The sequence below is a fragment of the Leifsonia sp. NPDC056824 genome (assembly GCF_042789575.1).
Lineage (GTDB): Bacteria > Actinomycetota > Actinomycetes > Actinomycetales > Microbacteriaceae > Leifsonia.
The window spans coordinates 1,144,054-1,164,103 of the sequence record NZ_JBHUAV010000001.1 but is presented as its reverse complement, the minus strand read 5'-3'; the positions used below and the strand labels follow the sequence as shown (position 1 = coordinate 1,164,103).

The following is a 20,050-nucleotide window of genomic DNA, read 5'->3' as shown; positions in this document are numbered from 1 at the left end:
GCAGGAGCCCCTGAGAACCCTCTTCACCTGTGAGGGAGCCGTGCAGGGTCGTCTTCCAGGGGGTTCCGACTAACATGCATGTAGCTGGCCAAGCCGGGAGCGGGAGACTAGTGGGCATTCTGGACAACTTCGAGCGGGGGCTCGAGCGCGCCGTCAACGGCGCGTTCGCAAAGACCTTCCGTTCCGGGCTGCAGCCCGTGGAGCTCACCAGCGCCATCCGCAAGGAGATGGACACCAAGGCGGCGGTCGTCTCGCGGGACCGGGTCCTGGCGCCGAACCGCTTCATCCTGAGGATGTCGGCAGCCGACTACACGCGCATGAGCTCGATGGGGGCCGCGCTCACCGACGAGCTCGTCGCGTTCGCCCAGAAGCACGCCACCAGCCAGCACTACGCGTTCGCCGGCGGGCTCTCCATCGAGCTCAGGGAGGACCCCGACATCAGCGTGGGGATGCTCCAGATCGACTCCGAGAACGTGAAGGGCGACGTCGCCTGGACGCCGGTGCTCGACATCGACGGCCGGCACTACCCGCTCACCGGCGGCCGCACGGTCGTCGGCCGCGGACAGGACGCCGACATCACGGTCGACGACACCGGCATCTCGCGCCGGCACGTCATGATCACCTGGGACGGCCACCGCGCCCAGGTGGAGGACCTCGGCTCCACCAACGGATCGAAGCTGAACGGGCAGCCGGTGAAGAAGGCGATCCTCGAACCCGACTCCGTCGTCACCATCGGCCGCACCCGTATCGTCTTCCGGGTGCTCCCGCAGGCGGCGCCCTCCCCCGGCTCCGCGCAGGGCGACAACTTCTGGAGCACCTCGTGAACCCGAGTGAGCTCACCCTCCTGGTGCTGCGGTTCGGCTTCCTGCTGCTGCTGTGGCTGTTCGTGTTCGGCATCGTCTACGCCCTCCGCACGGACCTGTTCGGCCAGCGCGTGCGCAAGCTCCCGGAATCCCAGGCGGCCGCCTCGCCGTTCCCGACCCCGGCAGCAGCGCCCGTCGCCTCCCCCGCCGCAGTCCCCGCTCCCGCCGGGCCGACGGAGCCGGTCATGCAGCACGCCCCCGTCTCCAACCTCCCGGCCGGCGCCAACACCGCAGTGGGAGGCACGAAGGCCAGCGTGCAGACGGCCCACCGCCTCGTCCTCACCTCCGGACCCCGCGCCGGCACGGAGCTCGCGCTCGGCCGCGACCCCATCACCATCGGCCGGTCCAGCGAGTCCGGGCTGGTCATCCGCGACGACTACACCTCCACCCACCACGCCCGCCTGCTCCTGTGGAACGACGAGTGGATGATCCAGGATCTGGACTCGACCAACGGCACGTTCCTCGACGGCCGCCGCGTCACCGTCCCGACCCAGGTCCCGCTCGACACCCCGATCAAGATCGGGACGACCACATTCGAGCTGCGACGGTAACCCGTGGCAGGCAATAGGGCAGCGGCCGTCTCGCACGTCGGGAAGATCCGCTCGAACAACCAGGACTCCGGCTATGCCGGGCATGAGCTGTTCGTGGTGGCCGACGGCATGGGCGGCCACGCCGGCGGGGACGTCGCCAGCGCGATCGCGGTCAACCGCATCAAGGAGGCCGACGGCGAGTACGAGACGGCGCCTGAGGCGGAGTTCGCCCTCCAGTCCGCGCTGATCGCCGCCAACTCGCTGCTCGCAGAGACCGTCTTCGAGCATCCGGAGCTCACCGGGATGGGCACCACCGTCAGCGCGCTCATGCGCGTCGGCGACGAGATGGCCATCGCCCACATCGGCGACTCCCGCATCTACCTCTTCCGCGACGGCGAGCTCAGCCAGGTCTCGGTCGACCACACCTTCGTGCAGCGGCTGGTCGACAGCGGCCGCATCACGGAGGAGGAGGCGATGGTCCACCCGCGCCGCTCTGTGCTGATGCGCGTGCTCGGCGACGTCGACGCCTCCCCCGAGATCGACACCCTCATCCTCGCGACGCGGCCGGGCGACCGCTGGCTGATCTGCTCGGACGGACTCAGCGGCGTCGTGAAGCACGACGACCTCCTCGCGGCCCTCGCCACGCGCGACGCGCCCAAGCAGGTCGCGGACAAGCTCATCAAGCAGAGCCTCGACGCCGGCGCGCCCGACAACGTCACCGCCGTGATCCTCGACATCGCGGACGTCGCCCGCGGCGACGTCGTGAAGGAGCCGATCACGGTCGGCTCAGCGTCGGTCCCGCTCCAGTTCGGCGAGCCCAAGCCTGCGACCCGCGCCACGCGCCTCCCGACCCTCCGGCTCCACCCGGTGCGCCCCGCCACCGGTCCGACGCACTTCGAGCCGCAGTCGGACGACTACCTCGACGAGCTGATCGAGGAGGACGAGCGCCGGGCGCGCCGCCGCCGGCTCACCTGGATGATCGGGCTGGCGGTGCTCGTCGTCGCGATCGTGCTCGCGGTGCTCTTCGGGTACCAGTGGACCCAGTCCCGCTTCTTCGTCGGCTCGTCGCCCGCCGGCAAGGTCGCCATCTACCAGGGCGTGCAACAGAACCTCGGGCCGATCGTGCTCTCGCACGTCTACGAGGAGTCCGATGTGACGGTGAAGAGCCTCCCGCAGTACGACAAGCAGCTCGTGCAGCAGACCATCAACGCGGACGACCTGACGGCCGCCCGCGCGATCGTGGACCAGTTGACCGATGCCGCAAAACAGTAGCGTCAGCGAGCGGAAGCAGGCCAGGCCGGCCACCGGCCCGGTCAAGCGGCTGCGCCTGCCCGCCAAACAGCGCAGCCTCGAGCTGTTCCTCCTGATCATCGCCTGCGGCATCAACGCCGCGGCAGTCGTCCTCGTGCAGCTCGGCGCGCTCGGCCACCTCGACCTCACGCTCGTCTACCTCGGGGCCGGCCTGTCGGCCCTGGTACTCGGGATGCACATCGCGCTCCGCATCATCGCGCCGCAGGCCGACCCGTTCCTGCTCCCGATCGCCACCCTCCTCACCGGCCTCGGGATCGCCGAGATCTACCGGATCGACATCCACTTCAAGGACTCCGGCTGGGCGAGCGCCGGCGTCAAGCAGATCGCCTGGGCGGCCATCGCCATCGTGTGCGCCATCGCGGTCATCGTCGTCATCCGCAACCACCGCGTGCTTCAGCGCTACACCTACATCTTCGGCCTCGCCGCGCTCGTGCTGCTGCTCCTGCCGATGCTGCCCGGCATCGGCAGGGAGATCTACGGAGCCCGGGTGTGGATCGGCATCGGCCCGTTCAGCTTCCAGCCGGGCGAGCTCGCCAAGCTCTGCCTCGCGATCTTCTTCGCCGGCTATCTGGTGCAGGCCAGGGACTCGCTCTCGATGGTGGGCAAGAAGTTCCTCGGCATCCGCTTCCCGCGCGCACGAGACCTCGGCCCCCTGCTGATCGTCTGGCTGATGTCGATGGCCGTCATCGTCTTCCAGCGCGACCTCGGCACCGGCCTCCTCATCTTCGGGCTGTTCCTCGTGATGGTGTACGTCGCCACCGCCCGGATCAGCTGGGTGATCCTCGGTGTGCTGCTGATCGGCGGAGGCGCCATCGTCGCCAGTCAGCTCCTCCCCTACGTCCACGACCGGTTCGCGAACTGGCTCGACCCGTTCTCCCAGAAGGTCTACGACGCGCAGGGCGGCAGCTTCCAGCTCGTCCAGGGCCTCTTCGGCCTCGCGCACGGCGGCCTGATCGGCACCGGCCTCGGCCAGGGCGAGCCCTGGGTCACCCCGGTTTCGCAGAGCGACTACATCATCGCCAGCATGGGAGAGGAGCTCGGTCTCGCCGGCCTGTTCGCGATCTTCGCCCTCTACCTGATCTTCGTCGCGCGCGGCCTCCGGATCGGCTTCGCCGGGCAGGACGACTTCGGCAAGCTGCTCGCGGTGGGGCTGTCGTTCACCGTGGGCCTGCAGTGCTTCATCGTCATCGGCGGCGTGACGCGGGTGATCCCGCTCACCGGTCTGACGACGCCGTTCCTCGCGGCGGGAGGCTCCTCCCTGGTGGCCAACTGGATCATCGTGGCGCTGCTGCTGCGGCTGTCCGACACCGTCCGCAACCAACCCCGTCTGGTGGTGAGCTGAACGATGAATCGTGAGATCAAGCGGGTCAGCACGATCGTGCTGGTGATGTTCCTGGCGCTGCTGGTGTCCACGTCGATCCTGCAGGCCTTCCAGGCGGACAGCCTGGCCGCGGACGCGCGCAACACCCGCGCGCGGAACGACAGCTACGCGGCCCAGCGCGGCGCCATCCTCGTCGCCGGCCAGCCGATCGCGCAGTCCGTGCCATCGAGCGACGTCTACAAGTGGCAGCGCCAGTACAGCAACGGGCCGCTGTACTCGGCCGTGACGGGCTTCTACCCGGTCAACGGCGAGGCGACCGGACTGGAGGGCGCCCTCGACGACCGGCTGTCGGGCAGCTCCAACTCGCAGTTCTTCGAGCGGATCAACTCGATCCTGACCGGCAAGAACCCGCAGGGCGCGACGGTCGAGACGACGATCGACCCGAAGGCGCAGCAGGCGGCCTGGGACGCCCTCGGGAACTACCAGGGCGCCGTGGTGCTGCTGGAGCCGAAGACCGGCAAGATCCTCGCGATGGTGTCGAAGCCCACCTACGACCCGAACGTGCTGGCCTCCCACGACACCGCGGCTGTCAACACGGCCTACCAGCAGCTCCTCGACACCTCCGGCAGCCCGCTCACCAACCGCACCATCGGCGGCAACCTCAACCCGCCCGGCTCCACGTTCAAGCCGGTGATGAGCGCCTCCGCCTTCGGGACGGGCCAGTACACCAAGGACAGCCAGCTCCCCAACGTGGCCTCGCTGCCCCTCCCCGGCTCCCCGACCGTCGTCAAGAACGACTCGCTTACCACCTGCGGCCCCGGCGCGACGGTGTCGATCGCGACCGCGCAGATCCTCTCCTGCAACATCCCGTTCGCGGAGCTCGGGATGCAGCTGCAGCCGCAGGTCATCAAGGACCAGGCCGACAAGTTCGGCTTCAACCAGTCGCTGAGCATCCCGATCCCGGTCGAGAAGAGCGTCTACCCGCTCTACACCGACCCCGCGGAGCGCGCGCTCGGCTCCTTCGGGCAGAAGGACGACCGTGCGACCCCGCTGCAGATGGCGATGGTGTCGGCCGCGGTCGCGAACGGCGGAAAGCTGATGACGCCGAACCTGGTCGACTCGATCCGCTCGTCGGATCTGCAGCCGATCGAGACGTTCCAGCCCCAGCAGTTCTCGCAGCCGATGAGCCAGCAGAACGCCGACACCATCAAGCAGATGATGGTCGACGGCGTCGATCACGGCGTTGCGAGCAATGCAAGAATAGACGGGGTCGAGGTCGGCGGTAAGACGGGGACGGCGCAGAACGGGTCGACCGACCCGTACACCCTGTGGTTCACAGGATTCGCGCCGGCGAACGACCCTCAGTTCGCGGTTGCGGTAGTCGTTGAAAATGGCGGTGGACGCGGTCAGAGCGGCACGGGTAACTCCATCGCCGCGCCGATCGCGAAAAAAGTACTAGAGGCGGTGCTGAATAAATGAGACCCACAGCAGGGCTCACCTTCGGAGGACGTTACGAGCTGCAGTCGCGCATCGCGATCGGCGGCATGGGCGAGGTCTGGCAGGCGACCGATCTGGTCATCGGCCGCACTGTCGCCATCAAGATCCTCAAGGACGAGTACCTCGGCGACCCCGGCTTCCTCGAGCGCTTCCGCGCGGAGGCCAGGCACGCCGCGCTCGTCAACCACGAAGGCATCGCGAACGTCTACGACTACGGCGAGGAGGAGGGCAGCGCCTTCCTCGTGATGGAGCTGGTGCCCGGTGAGGCGCTCTCCACCGTCCTCGAGCGCGAGCATGTCCTCAGCAGCGACCGCACCCTCGACATCGTCGCGCAGACCGCCTCCGCTCTGCACGCCGCGCACGCCGCCGGGCTGGTCCACCGCGACATCAAGCCGGGCAACCTGCTGATCACGCCGGACGGCCGGGTCAAGATCACCGACTTCGGCATCGCCCGCATCGCCGACCAGGTCCCGCTCACCGCCACGGGCCAGGTGATGGGAACGGTGCAGTACCTGTCGCCCGAGCAGGCCTCGGGCCACCCGGCGTCGCCGACCACCGACATCTACTCGCTCGGAATCGTCGCCTACGAGTGCCTCGCGGGCCGCCGGCCGTTCACCGGCGAGTCGCAGGTCGCGATCGCGATGGCGCAGATCAACGAGGCGCCGCCGGAGCTGCCGGCCACGGTCGCGGAGCCGGTCCGCAACCTCGTCTTCGCCTGCATCGCCAAGAACCCCGCCGACCGTCCCGCCTCGGCGGCCCACCTGGCGCGTGCAGCGCAGGCCCTGCGCCGCGGCGACATCCGTGCCGCGGCCGCGTCGGTGCCCGCCGTGCTCGGCGCCGCGATCGCCGCCGACGCCGCGACCGTGCTGATGACCTCCCCGAACGTCGCCCCCACCCAGGCCACCACGGTGCTGCCCGCTGCGGCCGCCGGTGCCGCTGTCGAGGAGGAGGAGACCGAGGAGCCGGTCGAGGAGAAGAAGCGCAGCCCGTGGACGTGGCCGCTCATCGCGCTCATCGCGCTCCTGGCCCTGGTCCTCATCGGGACGATCATCGCGCTGCTCGCACAGCCCAAGACCCCGGTCGCGACCACCACGACACCTCCGCCGGTCGTCCACACCACCCCGCCGGCCTCGCCGACGCCGTCGCCCACCCCGACCAGCACCACGGTGCAGATCAACGAGGGCGACTACCTCGGCCTGACCGCCGACCAGGCCAGGCAGAAGCTCCAGGGCGTCGGGATGGTCGCCGACGTGCAGACCGGCTCGGCGGCCTCCTCCGCCGGCCAGGTCAACACGGTGTACTCGGTCAACCCGACCGGCCCGGTGCAGAAGGGCACGACGATCACCATCAAGGTCTACGGACCGGTTACGCCGATCCCGACGCCGAGCGACTCGGTCTCGGCCACCCCGCCGTCGGGCCAGGGAGCGGCCAACTCGCAGATCACGGTGTCGTTCGGCTCGGCGACCTGCCCGGCGGGCCAGAACCTCACCGGGCGCCGGCTGTTCGTCAACGGGCAGCCGCAGGCGCCGGTCAACGACTCCAAGTTCACCTGGTCGCCGACGGCTGCGGGCAACTACACGCTCAGTTACTCGATCTTCTGCAACCAGGGCGACTCCGTAGAGTCCGCCCAGTCGCCCACGACCCCCTACACGGTCGTGGCCGCCGGCGGCGCGACCTCCCTCCCGTCGCCGTGACCGGAGCCGCGCCCCACTGACGACGACCGGTCTGCCCCCACCCGGGGGAGACATCCAGAGTCGGCCCGCTACACTATCCGGAGCCAGAAGCCACCACCCGAAAAGGAGCCCGTCTTGAGCCCAGATAGCCGCCTGCTCGCAGGCCGATATCAGGTGGGCGAGCTCGTCGGTCGCGGCGGCATGTCCGACGTGCACCGTGGGACGGACACCCGGCTGGGCCGCACGGTCGCCATCAAGCTGCTCAAGCCGTCCCTGGCGACGGATCCGGCGTTCCGCACGCGCTTCCGTCAGGAGGCCCAGGCGGCGGCGCGGATGACGCACCCGACCATCGTGCGGGTGTTCGACGCGGGCGAGGAGACCGTCCGCGAGCCGAACGGCCACGAGGCGCAGCTCCCCTTCATCGTGATGGAGTACGTCGACGGCGTTCTTCTGAAAGATCTCATCAAGCGTGGCCCGCTGGAGGTCGCCGAGGCGATCCGGATCACCGAGGGCATCCTGACAGCCCTCGAGTACTCGCATCGCGCGGGCGTGGTGCACCGCGACATCAAGCCGGGCAACGTCATGGTCACGACGACCGGCCAGGTCAAGGTGATGGACTTCGGCATCGCTCGCGCCATCAGCGACTCCTCCGCCACGGTCGCGCAGACGACCGCGGTGCTCGGCACCGCCAGCTACTTCTCGCCGGAGCAGGCCAAGGGCGAGACGGTCGACGCGCGCACCGACCTCTACTCGACCGGCGTCGTCCTGTTCGAGATGCTGACCGGCCGGCCGCCGTTCCGCGGCGACACCCCGGTCGCCGTCGCCTACCAGCACGTCAGCGAGACGCCCGTCGCGCCGAGCACCGTGAACCCCAAGGTCTCCCCGGCGATGGACACCGTGGTCGCCCACGCCCTCACCAAGGACCGTTTCGAGCGCTACCAGACCGTCGCCGACTTCCGTCACGACCTGGAGGAGGCCGCCGCAGGGCGCGTCCCCGTCCACAAGCAGCCGGACGAGTTCTCCGAGACGCTCTTCGGTGCGCCGCCGAGCTCGGTCTCCGGCCCGGAGGCCGCCTTCCGTCAGCTCGCGGAGGACCAGACGATGGTCCGCACGCAGCGCCGCCCACCGGTCATCTGGATCTGGGCCGGCATCGCCGTGATGGCGGTCGTGATCGTCGCGGTCCTGGCCTGGGTGCTGAGAATCGCGCCGAGCACGACCATGCCGGACAGCTCCCGTCAGGTGCCGAACCTGTCCGGGCAGACGCTCGACAAGGCGACGAAGCAGCTCGAGGACCTCAAGCTCAAGTGGACGCAGTCGACGGAGGCCAGCTCCACCTACGCGGACGGTCAGGTCATCCGTACCGACCCGGCCGCCGGGATCGTCGTGGCCACCGGCGACACCATCAACGTCTTCGTGTCGACGGGCAAGAAGTCCGTGTCCGTCCCCGACCTCACCAACATGACGCAGGACGCCGCGAAGCAGGCGCTGACGACGGCAGGACTCGCTCTCGGCCCGGTCACGACGCAGAACTCCGCGACGGTGCCGGCCAACGTCGTCATCCAGACCTCGCCGGCCGCCGGCAGCAACGCGCACGAGGGCGACGCGATCGCCCTCACCGTCTCGAGCGGCAAGGTCACGCTGACCGACCTCACCGGCCAATCCCTGCCCGCGGCGACCTCGTTGCTCCAGCAGCTCGGGCTGACGGCCGATCCGAAGGCGGACTCGACCTGCAAGCAGAACAGCGGCGCACCGCTGGTGCACACGCAGACGGTCGCGCCGGGCGACGTGCCCCAGGGGAGCACGGTCGGCCTCACCTACTGCTCGGGCTGACCGCGCAGGAAGGCTCGGCTCAGCCCAGCTTCACCAGCGGGTTGAGCGAACGGGACGCCTCCGCCGCGCCGGCAAGGCCGCACTTCTCGAGCCAGTTGCCGAGCATCCGGTAGCCGCCCTCGGTGAGCACCGACTCCGGGTGGAACTGCACGCCATAGATGGGCGCGGTCCGGTGCTGCAGTGCCATGATGACGCCGCCGGCCGTGCGCGCAGTGACGACGAGCTCGTCGGGAAGGGTGCCGTCCACGACCGCCAGCGAGTGGTACCGCGTCGCCGTGAACGGCTGCGGCACCCCGTCGAACAGCAGACTGTCGTCGTGCTCGACCTGCGAGGTCTTGCCGTGCATCAGCTCCTCGGCGTTGGTGACCACGCCGCCGAAGGCCTCGGCGATCGCCTGGTGCCCGAGGCAGACCCCGAGAAGCGGCGTCCCCGCCTTCAGCGCGAGCTCGACCACAGGGACGGACACCCCGGCGTCGGCCGGCTTGCCCGGCCCGGGCGACACCAGCACCGCGTCGAACTCCGCGACGCGCGCCGCCAGGTCCTCGATCGCGATGTCGTCGTTGCGCACGACCTCGGTCTCGGCGCCCAGTTCACGGAGGTAGCCGTTGAGCGTGTAGACGAAGCTGTCGTAGTTGTCGATGACGAGTACGCGGGTCACGGCCCAACGGTACCTTCCTGGGGTCCGAGGAGCGAATCCACCCACGGGAAGACCCAGGTCACCAGCCCCCACAGCAGGACGGCGAACAGGACCACCAGGATGACGATGCGCAGCCAGACCGGCCCGGGGAGGATGCGCCACAGTGCTCCGTACATGGTTCAGCCTCCCGTCACCGCTGCGCGGATCTCATTCGGAACGTTCTGGGTGGGCTGGTAGCCCGCGTAGACGTTGTAGGCGATCAGCCGCTCGCCCGCGTGGAACGGCGGGTTGCATGTCGTGATCGTCATCAGTCTGTCGATGGGCTGCACGTCGGGATGATGCGGCACCGACGCGATCACCTGCACCTGCGTGGGCTGCACGAACTCGAAGTTGCGGAAGAGGTAGGTGTACCAGCCGTCCTTGGTCTGCACGTAGATGCGGTCGCCCAGCTGCAGCTTGGACAGGTCGATGAAGGTGTTGCCCCAGCCCGAGTCGTGCCCGGCGACGGCGAAGTTGCCGACCGCCCCCGGCATCGCCGTACCGGCGTAGTGGCCGACGCCCGCGGTGTAGCTGTTGAGGACCTTCTCGACGTCGACCGTCTCGCGGATCGTACGCTTCCAGTCCGGCCCGAGGCGCGGGATGTAGATCACGGCGAACGGCTCGTAATCCGCGGGCTGCGCCATCACGGGAGGGTCGACGGCCTCGGGGGACGACGGGTCCGTCGGCGTCGGCCGCGGGGCCTTGATCGCGTCGTCGATCCACTTCTTGCTCTGCTCCTGCGCCGCCGAGGTCTGCTGGCCCGACAGGACGAGGTTGTTCCACCACACCTGCCAGCCGAGGAAGAGGCCGACCAGCACGCCGGCCGTGATGAGCAGCTCGCCGATGACGGTGAGGACCACTTCGCCTGCGCTGCGCGTGCGGCGCGGAGGCCGGGCCGCGCGGCGCGAGCCGGCGCGGTGGCGCTCGGGCTCTGCGGGGACGGTCATATGGCACATTCTAAGCGGGAGCGCGCCTCGCCAAACCGGGTGTTTCCCGGGAACTGCACGCCTGCATCGCCACGAACGTTCAGACCGCGCCCGCTACACTTGTGTGCTATGGCACGCACCAAGTCCAAGACCAAGCTCGAGCGCTCCGCCCGTCCCGAGCGCAGCTCGGCCGCAACCGGCGAGGACGCACCCAACCCCGTCTGGTTCAAGCCCGTCATGTTCGGCTTCATGCTGCTCGGGCTCATCTGGATCATCGTCTTCTACGTCAGCCAGAACCAGTACCCGATCCCCGCCCTCGGCGCGTGGAACATCCTGGTCGGCTTCGGGATCGCCTTCATCGGCTTCCTGATGACCACCCGCTGGCGCTGACCGCGTCCTCGCCCGCCGTCCTCCACTTATCCACAGCAGTTCTCCCCACCGCCCACAGCCCTGCAGTCGGCTTCTCCCCAGTGTTAATAAGCCTGTGGAGAGTTACACCGGTGTAATTATCCCCACTGTTAATAAGGCTGTGGATAACTTATCCACGCGTTGTGGGGAAGTGCCCGGCGTCAGACGAAGTGCAGCAGGCTGGCGCCGACGAGCACCGCGCAGAGCACCACGATGAGCGGTGTCTGCCAGCGGCGCCGCGACGGCATGCGCGTCTCGACGTAGATCAGCCCGGCCAGGGCGCCGCCGACGAGACCGCCGACGTGGGCCTGCCACGCGATGTTCATGCCGGGCAGGAAGCCGATCGCCAGGTTGAGGCCGACCAGGACGAGGATCTGCATCCCGTTTCCGCCGAGCCGGCGCTGGATGATGAAGAAGGCGCCCAGCATGCCGAAGATGGCACCGGACGCGCCGATGACCGGCTGACCGGCTGGGGAGAGCAGCAGCACGCCGAGCGACCCGGCGAACCCGCTGATCAGGAACAGCGTGAGGAATCGCGCCCGGCCGAGCACGGGCTCCAGCGCCATTCCGAAGATCCACAGCGTGTACATGTTGAGCGCGATGTGGATGATGTTCGCGTGCAGGAAGACCGAGGTCAGCATCCGCCACGGCTCGAACGCGAGCGCCGGCGACAGCGAGCCGGACGGGTACGAGTAGGCCCCCGCGTACAGCAATGAGTTGGTGACCTGCGAGCCGATCACCGGCAGGTTCTGCAGGATGAAGACCACGATGCAGATGCCGATGATCGCATACGTCACCACCGGCGCTCCCGGCCCCGTGAGCCGAGAGATCCAGGGCGACCGGGTGCGCGGCGCGGTGGCGCGCTGCTGCGCCATGCACTCCGGGCAGATCACTCCCACCGCGGCGGGAGTCTGGCACTCACCGCAGATCGCGCGGCCGCAGCGCTGGCAGCGCACATGGCTGACGCGATCGGGGTGCCGGTAGCAGACGCTCGTCGGAGCGTCGACGGGCTGAGACATGGTTCCCTCTCCGCCCTCCAGCAGAACTCAGGCCTGGTCGATCTCGACCGACTCGATCACGACGTCGTCGAGGGGACGGTCGCGGGCGTCGGTCGGCAGCTCCGCCAGCTTGTCGACGATCTTGCGGGACGCGTCGTCCGCGATCTCGCCGAAGATGGTGTGCTTGCCCTGCAGCCAGGTGGTGGGCGCGACGGTGATGAAGAACTGCGAGCCGTTTGTGCCGCGACCGCCCTGGACGCCGGCGTTGGCCATCGCGAGGATGTACGGCTGGGTGAAGTCGAGCTCGGGGTTGATCTCGTCGTCGAACTGGTAGCCGGGGCCGCCGATGCCCTGACCGAGCGGGTCGCCGCCCTGGATCATGAAGCCGGGGATGATGCGGTGGAAGACCACGCCGTCGTAGAGCGGCTTGTTCGTCTTCTCGCCGGTGGCGGGGTGCGTCCACTCGATCTCACCGGTCGCGAGGCCCACGAAGTTACGGACCGTCTTCGGAGCGTGGTTGCCGAAGAGGTTGACCTTGATGTCTCCGTAGTTAGTGTGGAGCGTGGCGACAGCGGTGTGCTTAGACATGCCACTAATTCTTGCACAGGGCCCAGTTGGGTTTCGGGAGCGCACTTCGGCTCTCGGGCCATCCTCAGGGCTTTCGGTGGCAAGATGGAGTCAGTTCGCCCAGCCGACGCAATGGAGGTCCAGAATGAGCCTGACACGGAAGCGCCAGAAGGAGCTCGACCGTCTGCGGAGTGACGCGCAGGAGCTGTGGGGGCAGCAGCAGGAAGTGATCGCGAACGCCAACGCTCTGGCGGCCGCGGCCCGCAAGCAGGCCGCCCACTACTCCCGTGAGGAGCTCGCGCCGCGGGTGCGCGACGGTTACGACTCGTACGTCCGTCCCGTCGCCCAGTCGGCCAAGGACTCGGCCGGCCACTATGCGGGCGTCGCACGCGACCGCTTCGTGGGCGACGTGATCCCGGCCGTCGGCACCGCTGTCGGAACCGCGCTCTCGGTCGTCGACCACGCGCGGGCCGCGCGCAGTGCAGCCTTCGCCGGTGATTTCACCAAGGCGCGCAAGGAGGTCACGAAGAAGGCGTCAGCGGCGTCCCGCAACTCGGGTCCCGGTGCGGGCACGGTCATCGCGGTCGGCCTGGGCGTCATCGCGGCAGCTGGGCTGCTCTACGCGGTCTGGCAGACCTTCCGCGCGGACGACGAGCTCTGGGTCGCCGACGAGGAGCCCACCACTCCCGCCGCGGAGTAGTCCTCCGGGGGCAGCCGTCCCCAGGGTCGAATCGGGGGTTTCCCCGATGGTGCTCCGGTCCCGTGAAGACGAGGCTGGAGGCATGAACACTTTGCAGCGACCCATCGACGGCCGCATCCTCGGAGGCGTCTGCGCCGGACTGGCCAACCGTTTCGGCGTGAAGCCGCTGACGGTGCGGCTGCTCTTCCTGCTGTCCCTGCTGCTGCCGGGGCCGCAGTTCATCGCCTACATCGCGATGTGGATCATCATCCCGGCCGAGCAGCGCCCGGTCACCCGAGTGGCCTGACCGCGGTTCAGCGCTCCGGGCGGGCCAGGTCGCCGAGACCGGCCATGCGCAGCGCGACGTCGACCAGGTCGACCCGCCGGTTCGGGATGCTCGCGAGCGCGAACCAGGCCGCCTCGTCCGTCGTCCCGTCGAGCTCGTTCCTCAGGCTCCCGCCGGTGACGGTCGCGCGGTAGACGATCCGGAGCGCGTGCAGCGGCCCGGCCTCCGGGACGAAGCGCGCCTCGGCAGGGACGATCTTCGAGTCGATGCCGAGCAGCTCCTCCGCCCGCGCCTCGAAGCCGGTCTCCTCCTGGATCTCGCGCACGACCGCGTCGAGCGGGTCCTCGCCGGGCTCGATCCCGCCGCCGGGCAGCGTCCACCCGGAGCGGCCGCCCTCGTTCCAGTGCGCGAGCAGGATGCGCGGCCCGTCAACGATGACGCCGTACGCGGCGACCCTGATGTCCATTCCGACACCCTACTGCCGCTCGTCGGTGGAGAGCGGCAGTATGGGGTGGTGCCCGAACTGCCGGAAGTCACCGCCCTCGCCGCCGACCTGGGCGAGCGCCTGACCGGTCGCGTCATCGACCGGCTGAGCATCATCGCGTTCTCCGCGCTGAAGACCTTCGATCCTCCGCCCGAGGCCCTGAAGGGGCTGACGATCTCCGGGGTCAGCCGCCACGGCAAGTTCCTCGACATCGCCGCCGGCGACCTCCACATCGTCATCCATCTCGCGCGGGCGGGCTGGATCCGCTGGCGCGAGACCCCGCCGCCCCCGCCGACCGGGCGCCCGAGCAGGGGGCCGCTGGCGGCGCGGCTGGTCCTCGACGGCGGTTCGGGTCTGGACATCACCGAGGCCGGCACGAAGAAGAGCCTCGCCATCTCCATCGTCCGCGACCCGGCGGAGGTGCCCGGCGTCGCCCGCCTCGGCCCCGACCCCCTCGACGCGGCGTTCACACGGGAGGCGTTCGGCGCCATCCTCGCCGGCCAGGGCCGCGCCCAGATCAAGGGTGTGCTGCGCAACCAGGCGCTGATCGCCGGAATCGGCAACGCCTACTCGGACGAGATCCTGCACGTCGCGAAGATGTCCCCCTTCAAGCCCGCCTCGATGAGCGCCGAGGAGGTCGACCGCCTTTACGCCGCGCTCGAGGAGACGCTCCACGAGGCCCTCGCCCGCTCGGAGGGCCTGGCCGCGTCAGAGCTGAAGAGCGAGAAGAAGTCGGGGATGCGCGTCCACGGCCGCACGGGCCAGCCGTGCCCGGTCTGCGGCGACACGATCCGGCAGGTGATCTTCGCGGACTCCACGCTGCAGTACTGCCCGACATGCCAGACGGGCGGGAAGCCGCTGGCGGATCGGGTGCTGTCGCGGCTGCTCAAGTAGTCCGCGATGTCAGATTTTAGTAATCTGTTGACGTGCGCCTGATCTACGTCGATGAATCTGCTCGAAGTGATCGCTTCTACTTCATTGGTGCCCTGATCGCCGATCCAGATGCTATTCGATCCATCGAGCACGGCCTGAACGAGATCGCAGAACTGGTCTCTTATCATGTTCCTGCTTTCGACCCCGGCGCGGAGTTTCATGCCGTCGACATGTTTCACGGACATCGCGATTGGCGAGCGGTACCAATCGCGTGGCGGGTCAAAGCATGCGACCTCGTGGCCAAGGTCCTTGCTCGCTCAACGGCGTCGTATGTGTTCCGCGGCGTCGACCTCACTGCGCTGCGCAGCCGTTATAGTCGGCCGCATCCACCGCACCTGCTCACTCTCGCGCACACTCTCGCCGAGGTGCAGCGTCAGCTCGGGCGATTCGACGATGACTCTCTCGGGTTGGTGTTGGCTGACGAGCATCGGGCAGCCACGCGGGCGCGTCGCAGCCTCCGTGACTTCAAGTCTGCTGCCGCTCCGGGCTACACGACCGACGCCCTTCGCTGCATCGCGGACACGATCTACTTCGGCCCGTCGCACGAGAGCAGACTTCTCCAGGCCGCAGACGTCGCAACGTTCTTCCTGAACCGCGATCGGACCATCGCGGAACGCGATCCCCGGGCACGCCGCTCGGTAGCGAAAATCGTTGCTCACATACGGACGATCACCGTGAGCGAATACGTGTGGCACCCGTGAAAACACAACGCCCCGCGCGAGCGGGGCGTTGGCAGATGCGGGAGGCCTTTCGGGGTCCTGCTGTAAATATCTTATCTCAGCAAGCCGACGATGTCCACCACCATCAGCACGCGCAGTTCACCGCGCCCACCGGCGCAGTCAGCGGGTCCGCCGCCCGCTCCACAGGCCCCTGGTCGTCCTCCACCGGGAGGCCTTCGCGTGCCCAGTATTCGAAGCCGCCGATCAGCTCTCGCACCTCGTAGCCCAGCAGGCTGAACGCGAGGGCGGCGCGGGTCGACCCGTTGCAGCCCGGGCCCCAGCAGTACACCACCACCGGCAGGTCGATCGGCACCAGCGCGACGGCCCGCTCGGCGATCTCCGCCGACGGGAGGTGGACGGCGCCGGCGATCCGACCCTGTGCCCACGCGGCGTCGCCGCGGCTGTCGATCAGCGTGAAGCGCTCCCCCGCCAGCTGCGCCGAGCGTACATCGGAGGGGTCGGTCTCGAAGCGGAGTTTCGCCGCGAAGTGCTGTGTGGCCTCGGAGGTCGTCGTGGTCATGGTCATGGACACCACAGTAGGGAGGTCGAAGCGCGATTTGAACAGGCGATCCACGGCATCCGACCACTCAGACCGTCACTTCCGTGCCAGAATCCCCTCATGACCGTGAATCCACCGTTCACCGCCGACGGAGTCGATCGCGCGCTCCTCGCCGAGCTCCAGCGCGATGGCCGGCAGTCGATCGCGGAGCTCGCCCGCACCGTCCACATGTCGAACAGCGCCGTCGCCGAACGCGTCAGGAGGCTGGAGGAAGCGGGCGTCGTCTCGGGTTACCGTGCGGTCGTGGACCCCGAGCGCCTGGGGTACGGCATCCTCGCGTTCCTGCGACTGCGCTACCCGAGCAGCCAGTACAAGCCGCTGCACGACCTGCTCGCGATCACGCCGGAGGTCCTGGAGGCGCACCACGTCACGGGCGACGACTGCTTCATCCTGAAAGTCGTCGCGACCTCGATGCGCCACCTCGAACAGGTGTCGGGCACGATCGGGACCCTCGGAAGCGTGACGACGAGCATCGCCTACTCGAGCACCGCCCCGACGCGGGCGATCGCGCCTCCTGCTGCTGAACGCGCCTGATCGCGACTGAAAAACACTGTGGAGCCTAGGAGATTCGAACTCCTGACATCCTGCTTGCAAAGCAGGCGCTCTACCAACTGAGCTAAGGCCCCGGGTGATGGTGTCCGTCACGACACATGGTGGGGATACGAGGACTTGAACCTCGGACCTCTTCGTTATCAGCGAAGCGCTCTAACCGCCTGAGCTATATCCCCGAATGGGCAACAGATTAGAGGGTACCTGATCTGAGCCCGGATGGTGAAATCGAGTGCCGGCCGCGCTCAGTTGTTGGTGAAGCCCACGAGCAGGCCGCCCGTGATCTTGACCGACAGGTTGTAGAGCAGCGCGAAGACGGCGCCGAGAGCGGTCACCACGACGATGTCGAGGATGCCCACCACCAGCGAGAAGCCCATGACCTGGCCGAGGCCGAGCACGGAGCGGAGGTCGCCGCCGCTGGCGCCGGAGACGTCCTTGACCAGGCCGTTGAGCTGGTCGAAGATACCGGTGCGGTCGAGGACGGTCCAGATCAGGAAGGTGCCGACGATCGCGATGATCGCCAGGCAGATGCCTGCGAGGAACGAGAGCTTCACGGTCGACCAGAAGTCGACGTAGACGAGCTTCAGTCGCACCTGCTTGGCGGACGTGGGTCGTCGTGTCGACTTCCTCGCGAGTTTCTCGGCGACGCTACTGCTCATCTACGGCTTCATCCTTCCCGGGGCGACCGGTTTCATCGTCGGCTACCGATTCTGCATCGGCTTCCTGGGAATCCAGGTTGCGCTCGGTGTTCTTCGCCAGAGCGATGATCTTGTCTGTCTCGGCGAAACGTGCAAAAACGACACCCATGGTGTCTCGGCCCTTGGCGGGTACCTCGGCCACGGCAGAGCGTACCACCTTGCCGCTGGCAAGAACCACCAGGACCTCGTCGTCCTCATCGACGATGAGAGAACCCACCAGATCCCCTCGGTCGTCGCTCAGTTTGGCGACCTTGATGCCCAGGCCGCCGCGGTTCTGGAGGCGGTACTGGTCGGCGGACGTGCGCTTGGCATACCCTCCCTCGGTCACCACGAAGACATAACCCTCGTCGGAGACGACGGCCGCGTCGAGCAGACTGTCGTCGCCGCGGAAGTGCATCCCGATCACACCGGAGGTGGAGCGACCCATCGGCCGGAGCGCCTCGTCGGTTGCTGTGAATCGGATCGACATGCCCTTGCGGGAGACGAGCAGGAGGTCGGAGTCCTCCTCGACCAGGAGCGCGGAGACGAGCTCGTCGTCCTCGCGGAGCTTGATCGCGATGATGCCGCCGGACCGGTTGGTGTCGTACTCCTCGAGCGCGGTCTTCTTGATGAGGCCGTCGCGGGTGGCGAGCACCAGGTACTGCGCGGCGTTGTAGTCGCGGATGTCCAGGATCTCCGCGATATCCTCGTCCGGCTGCATGGCGAGCAGGTTCGCGACGTGCTGGCCCTTCGCGTCGCGGCCGGCCTCCTGCAGCTCGTACGCCTTGGCGCGGTAGACGCGGCCCTTGTTCGTGAAGAAGAGGAGCCAGTGGTGCGTCGTGGTGACGAAGAAGTGGTCGACCACGTCCTCGCCGCGGAGCTGGGCGCCCTTGACGCCCTTGCCGCCGCGGTGCTGGCTGCGGTAGTTGTCGCTGCGCGTGCGCTTGATGTAGCCGCCGCGCGTGACCGTGACCACCATCTCCTCTTCGGGGATGAGGTCCTCCATGCTCATGTCACCGTCGAAACCGAACATGATCTCGGTGCGGCGGTCGTCACCGAAGCGGTCGACGATCTCGGTGAGCTCCTCGCTCACGATCGTGCGCTGGCGAACCGGGTCCGCGAGGATCGCCTTGAGGTCGAGGATCTCGAGTTCGATCTGGTCGTGCTCCTCGATGATCTTCTGGCGCTCCAGCGCGGCGAGGCGGCGGAGCTGCATGGCCAGGATGGCGTCGGCCTGGGTGTCGTCGACGTCGAGGAGGCCCTTCAGTCCCTCGCGCGCGTCCTCCACGGTGGGCGACCGGCGGATGAGAGCGATGACCTCGTCCAGCGCGTCAAGCGCCTTGAGGTAGCCGCGCAGGATGTGGGCCCGCTCCTCTTTCTTACGGAGGCGGAAACGGGTGCGGCGGACGATGACTTCGATCTGGTGCTCGACCCAGGCGGTGATGAAGCCGTCGAGCGCGAGCGTGCGCGGGACGTTGTCCACGATCGCCAGCATGTTGGCGCCGAAGTTCTCCTGCAGCTGGGTGTGCTTGTAGAGGTTGTTCAGCACGACCTTCGCGACCGCGTCGCGCTTGAGGACGATCACGAGGCGCTGACCGGTGCGGCCGGAGGTCTCATCGCGGATGTCGGCGATGCCGCCGACGCGGCCGTCCTTCACCAGCTCGGCGATCTTGATCGCGAGGTTGTCCGGGTTCACCTGGTACGGCAGCTCCGTGACGACCAGGCAGACGCGGCCCTGGAGCTCCTCGATGCTGACGACGGCGCGCATCGTGATCGAGCCGCGGCCGGTGCGGTAGGTGTCCTGGATGCCCTTGATGCCGAGGATCTGTGCGCCGGTCGGGAAGTCCGGGCCCTTGATCCGCTTGATCAGCTCCTCGAGCAGCTCCTCGCGGGGGGCCTCCGGGTGCGCGAGGTGCCAGAGGGCGCCGTCGGCGACCTCCCGCAGGTTGTGCGGCGGGATGTTCGTGGCCATGCCGACCGCGATACCCACCGACCCGTTGACGAGGAGGTTCGGGAAGCGGGCAGGGAGGACGGCCGGCTCCTGCGTGCGACCGTCGTAGTTGTCCTGGAAGTCGACGGTCTCCTCGTCGATGTCCCTGACCATCTCCAGCGCCAGCGGGGCCATCTTGGTCTCGGTGTATCGCGGGGCGGCGGCGCCGTCGTTGCCGGGCGAGCCGAAGTTGCCCTGGCCGAGCGCGAGCGGGTAGCGCAGGCTCCACGGCTGCACGAGGCGCACGAGCGCGTCGTAGATGGCGGAGTCACCGTGCGGGTGGAACTGCCCCATCACGTCGCCGACGACGCGGGCGCACTTGGAGAACGCTTTGTCCGGACGGTAGCCGCCGTCGAACATCGCGTAGATCACGCGCCGGTGGACCGGCTTCAGGCCGTCGCGCACCTCGGGCAGCGCGCGCCCGACGATGACGCTCATCGCGTAGTCGAGGTACGACCGCTGCATCTCCGACTGCAGGTCGACCTGGTCGATCCTGCCGTGGATGCCGAAGCCTTCGCCGGTGGGGGTCTCGTCCGTCACAGTGCTCTCTTCTCAGACCGTGGGGTCTTGTCGT

At 68.3% G+C, this 20,050-nt stretch carries 22 protein-coding genes and 2 tRNA genes; 13 read left to right on the top strand and 11 right to left on the bottom strand.

Features of this window, described 5'->3' with window-relative positions; all coding sequences use genetic code 11:
• Positions 1 to 110 precede the first annotated feature (110 nt).
• From ACFRFH_RS05865 to pknB, 7 genes are all read left to right on the top strand, one after another.
• Positions 111 to 824 carry an FhaA domain-containing protein gene (locus ACFRFH_RS05865; protein WP_382462051.1) on the top strand — a complete coding sequence of 238 codons (714 nt, stop codon included), beginning with the start codon at positions 111 to 113 and terminating at the stop codon, positions 822 to 824.
• Positions 821 to 1,414, top strand: coding sequence for an FHA domain-containing protein (locus ACFRFH_RS05860; protein ID WP_382462050.1), 594 nt, complete (start codon positions 821 to 823; stop codon positions 1,412 to 1,414). Before ACFRFH_RS05865 ends, ACFRFH_RS05860 begins: the two co-directional genes overlap by 4 nt.
• A 3-nt stretch (positions 1,415 to 1,417) precedes the next feature.
• The gene (locus tag ACFRFH_RS05855; RefSeq protein ID WP_382462049.1) at positions 1,418 to 2,665 is read left to right on the top strand and encodes a PP2C family protein-serine/threonine phosphatase; all 1,248 of its coding nucleotides are present in this window, start codon (positions 1,418 to 1,420) and stop codon (positions 2,663 to 2,665) included.
• Positions 2,649 to 4,046: an FtsW/RodA/SpoVE family cell cycle protein gene (locus ACFRFH_RS05850; protein WP_382462048.1), complete on the top strand. Its 1,398-nt coding sequence runs from the start codon at positions 2,649 to 2,651 to the stop codon at positions 4,044 to 4,046. Before ACFRFH_RS05855 ends, ACFRFH_RS05850 begins: the two co-directional genes overlap by 17 nt.
• Positions 4,047 to 4,049: 3 nt before the next feature.
• Positions 4,050 to 5,504, top strand: a complete 1,455-nt coding sequence (locus ACFRFH_RS05845) for a peptidoglycan D,D-transpeptidase FtsI family protein (protein WP_382462047.1) — start codon at positions 4,050 to 4,052, stop codon at positions 5,502 to 5,504.
• On the top strand, positions 5,501 to 7,216 hold the full coding sequence (locus ACFRFH_RS05840) for a serine/threonine protein kinase (RefSeq protein ID WP_382462046.1): 1,716 nt from the start codon (positions 5,501 to 5,503) through the stop codon (positions 7,214 to 7,216). The genes ACFRFH_RS05845 and ACFRFH_RS05840 overlap by 4 nt, the downstream gene beginning before the upstream one ends.
• 114 nt (positions 7,217 to 7,330) lie before the next feature.
• A complete protein-coding gene (gene pknB, locus ACFRFH_RS05835) occupies positions 7,331 to 9,025 on the top strand; it encodes a Stk1 family PASTA domain-containing Ser/Thr kinase (protein ID WP_382462045.1) in 1,695 nt (564 codons plus the stop codon).
• Between the two features lie 19 nt (positions 9,026 to 9,044).
• On the opposite strand, the gene ACFRFH_RS05830 is transcribed toward pknB, so the two are convergent.
• Genes ACFRFH_RS05830 through ACFRFH_RS05820 form a run of 3 tightly spaced genes read right to left on the bottom strand, consistent with a single transcriptional unit; the run spans position 9,045 to position 10,648 of the window.
• Entirely contained in the window at positions 9,045 to 9,683 is a 639-nt protein-coding gene (locus ACFRFH_RS05830; RefSeq protein ID WP_382462044.1) for an aminodeoxychorismate/anthranilate synthase component II, read from the bottom strand.
• A complete protein-coding gene (locus tag ACFRFH_RS05825; protein ID WP_382462043.1) occupies positions 9,680 to 9,838 on the bottom strand; it encodes a hypothetical protein in 159 nt (52 codons plus the stop codon). Before ACFRFH_RS05825 ends, ACFRFH_RS05830 begins: the two co-directional genes overlap by 4 nt.
• Before the next feature lie 3 nt (positions 9,839 to 9,841).
• Complete coding sequence (locus ACFRFH_RS05820; RefSeq protein ID WP_382462042.1) at positions 9,842 to 10,648, bottom strand: class E sortase; 807 nt, start codon at positions 10,646 to 10,648, stop codon at positions 9,842 to 9,844.
• 108 nt (positions 10,649 to 10,756) lie between these two features.
• On the opposite strand from ACFRFH_RS05820, the gene ACFRFH_RS05815 reads away from it, so the two are divergent.
• Positions 10,757 to 11,017 (top strand): cell division protein CrgA, encoded by a 261-nt coding sequence (locus ACFRFH_RS05815; RefSeq protein WP_179604135.1) that lies wholly within the window; start codon positions 10,757 to 10,759, stop codon positions 11,015 to 11,017.
• 179 nt (positions 11,018 to 11,196) lie between these two features.
• Here ACFRFH_RS05815 and ACFRFH_RS05810 read toward each other — a convergent pair whose 3' ends face one another.
• The gene (locus ACFRFH_RS05810) at positions 11,197 to 12,054 is read right to left on the bottom strand and encodes a rhomboid family intramembrane serine protease (protein ID WP_382462041.1); all 858 of its coding nucleotides are present in this window, start codon (positions 12,052 to 12,054) and stop codon (positions 11,197 to 11,199) included.
• A gap of 27 nt (positions 12,055 to 12,081) precedes the next feature.
• The gene (locus ACFRFH_RS05805; RefSeq protein WP_382462040.1) at positions 12,082 to 12,621 is read right to left on the bottom strand and encodes a peptidylprolyl isomerase; all 540 of its coding nucleotides are present in this window, start codon (positions 12,619 to 12,621) and stop codon (positions 12,082 to 12,084) included.
• Positions 12,622 to 12,745: 124 nt separating this feature from the next.
• Here ACFRFH_RS05805 and ACFRFH_RS05800 point away from each other — a divergent pair, with 124 nt between their 5' ends.
• On the top strand, positions 12,746 to 13,300 hold the full coding sequence (locus tag ACFRFH_RS05800) for a hypothetical protein (RefSeq protein WP_382462039.1): 555 nt from the start codon (positions 12,746 to 12,748) through the stop codon (positions 13,298 to 13,300).
• Between the two features lie 82 nt (positions 13,301 to 13,382).
• Positions 13,383 to 13,586 (top strand): PspC domain-containing protein, encoded by a 204-nt coding sequence (locus ACFRFH_RS05795; protein ID WP_382462038.1) that lies wholly within the window; start codon positions 13,383 to 13,385, stop codon positions 13,584 to 13,586.
• A 7-nt stretch (positions 13,587 to 13,593) separates the two neighbouring features.
• On the opposite strand, the gene ACFRFH_RS05790 is transcribed toward ACFRFH_RS05795, so the two are convergent.
• Positions 13,594 to 14,031 (bottom strand): NUDIX hydrolase, encoded by a 438-nt coding sequence (locus ACFRFH_RS05790; RefSeq protein WP_382462037.1) that lies wholly within the window; start codon positions 14,029 to 14,031, stop codon positions 13,594 to 13,596.
• 48 nt (positions 14,032 to 14,079) lie between these two features.
• Between ACFRFH_RS05790 and ACFRFH_RS05785 the strand changes: the two genes are divergently transcribed.
• Complete coding sequence (locus ACFRFH_RS05785; RefSeq protein WP_382462036.1) at positions 14,080 to 14,943, top strand: Fpg/Nei family DNA glycosylase; 864 nt, start codon at positions 14,080 to 14,082, stop codon at positions 14,941 to 14,943.
• A gap of 32 nt (positions 14,944 to 14,975) precedes the next feature.
• Positions 14,976 to 15,683, top strand: a complete 708-nt coding sequence (locus tag ACFRFH_RS05780) for a DUF3800 domain-containing protein (protein WP_382462035.1) — start codon at positions 14,976 to 14,978, stop codon at positions 15,681 to 15,683.
• Between the two features lie 103 nt (positions 15,684 to 15,786).
• On the opposite strand, the gene ACFRFH_RS05775 is transcribed toward ACFRFH_RS05780, so the two are convergent.
• A complete protein-coding gene (locus ACFRFH_RS05775) occupies positions 15,787 to 16,221 on the bottom strand; it encodes a rhodanese-like domain-containing protein (RefSeq protein ID WP_382462735.1) in 435 nt (144 codons plus the stop codon).
• Positions 16,222 to 16,320: 99 nt separating this feature from the next.
• On the opposite strand from ACFRFH_RS05775, the gene ACFRFH_RS05770 reads away from it, so the two are divergent.
• Positions 16,321 to 16,794: an Lrp/AsnC family transcriptional regulator gene (locus ACFRFH_RS05770; RefSeq protein WP_382462034.1), complete on the top strand. Its 474-nt coding sequence runs from the start codon at positions 16,321 to 16,323 to the stop codon at positions 16,792 to 16,794.
• 19 nt (positions 16,795 to 16,813) lie between these two features.
• On the opposite strand, the gene ACFRFH_RS05765 is transcribed toward ACFRFH_RS05770, so the two are convergent.
• From ACFRFH_RS05765 to gyrA, 4 genes are all read right to left on the bottom strand, one after another.
• Positions 16,814 to 16,886: transfer RNA gene (locus ACFRFH_RS05765), tRNA-Ala, on the bottom strand.
• 25 nt (positions 16,887 to 16,911) lie between these two features.
• Positions 16,912 to 16,988, bottom strand: a tRNA-Ile gene (locus ACFRFH_RS05760).
• Between the two features lie 66 nt (positions 16,989 to 17,054).
• Positions 17,055 to 17,468: a DUF3566 domain-containing protein gene (locus tag ACFRFH_RS05755; RefSeq protein ID WP_369961733.1), complete on the bottom strand. Its 414-nt coding sequence runs from the start codon at positions 17,466 to 17,468 to the stop codon at positions 17,055 to 17,057.
• On the bottom strand, positions 17,458 to 20,016 hold the full coding sequence (gyrA, locus tag ACFRFH_RS05750; RefSeq protein WP_382462033.1) for a DNA gyrase subunit A: 2,559 nt from the start codon (positions 20,014 to 20,016) through the stop codon (positions 17,458 to 17,460). The genes ACFRFH_RS05755 and gyrA overlap by 11 nt, the downstream gene beginning before the upstream one ends.
• Positions 20,017 to 20,050: the final 34 nt, after the last annotated feature.

Coding starts and splice junctions, on each gene's coding strand:
- ACFRFH_RS05800 (WP_382462039.1), top strand. CDS start 12,746: ATGAGCCTGACACGGAAGCGCCAGAAGGAGCTCGACCGTCTGCGGAGT.
- ACFRFH_RS05790 (WP_382462037.1), bottom strand. CDS start 14,031: ATGGACATCAGGGTCGCCGCGTACGGCGTCATCGTTGACGGGCCGCGC.
- ACFRFH_RS05770 (WP_382462034.1), top strand. CDS start 16,321: ATGACCGTGAATCCACCGTTCACCGCCGACGGAGTCGATCGCGCGCTC.
- ACFRFH_RS05850 (WP_382462048.1), top strand. CDS start 2,649: ATGCCGCAAAACAGTAGCGTCAGCGAGCGGAAGCAGGCCAGGCCGGCC.
- ACFRFH_RS05840 (WP_382462046.1), top strand. CDS start 5,501: ATGAGACCCACAGCAGGGCTCACCTTCGGAGGACGTTACGAGCTGCAG.
- ACFRFH_RS05755 (WP_369961733.1), bottom strand. CDS start 17,468: ATGAGCAGTAGCGTCGCCGAGAAACTCGCGAGGAAGTCGACACGACGA.
- ACFRFH_RS05845 (WP_382462047.1), top strand. CDS start 4,050: ATGAATCGTGAGATCAAGCGGGTCAGCACGATCGTGCTGGTGATGTTC.
- ACFRFH_RS05820 (WP_382462042.1), bottom strand. CDS start 10,648: ATGACCGTCCCCGCAGAGCCCGAGCGCCACCGCGCCGGCTCGCGCCGC.
- ACFRFH_RS05815 (WP_179604135.1), top strand. CDS start 10,757: ATGGCACGCACCAAGTCCAAGACCAAGCTCGAGCGCTCCGCCCGTCCC.
- ACFRFH_RS05825 (WP_382462043.1), bottom strand. CDS start 9,838: ATGTACGGAGCACTGTGGCGCATCCTCCCCGGGCCGGTCTGGCTGCGC.
- ACFRFH_RS05805 (WP_382462040.1), bottom strand. CDS start 12,621: ATGTCTAAGCACACCGCTGTCGCCACGCTCCACACTAACTACGGAGAC.
- ACFRFH_RS05775 (WP_382462735.1), bottom strand. CDS start 16,221: ATGACCACGACGACCTCCGAGGCCACACAGCACTTCGCGGCGAAACTC.
- ACFRFH_RS05810 (WP_382462041.1), bottom strand. CDS start 12,054: ATGTCTCAGCCCGTCGACGCTCCGACGAGCGTCTGCTACCGGCACCCC.
- ACFRFH_RS05795 (WP_382462038.1), top strand. CDS start 13,383: ATGAACACTTTGCAGCGACCCATCGACGGCCGCATCCTCGGAGGCGTC.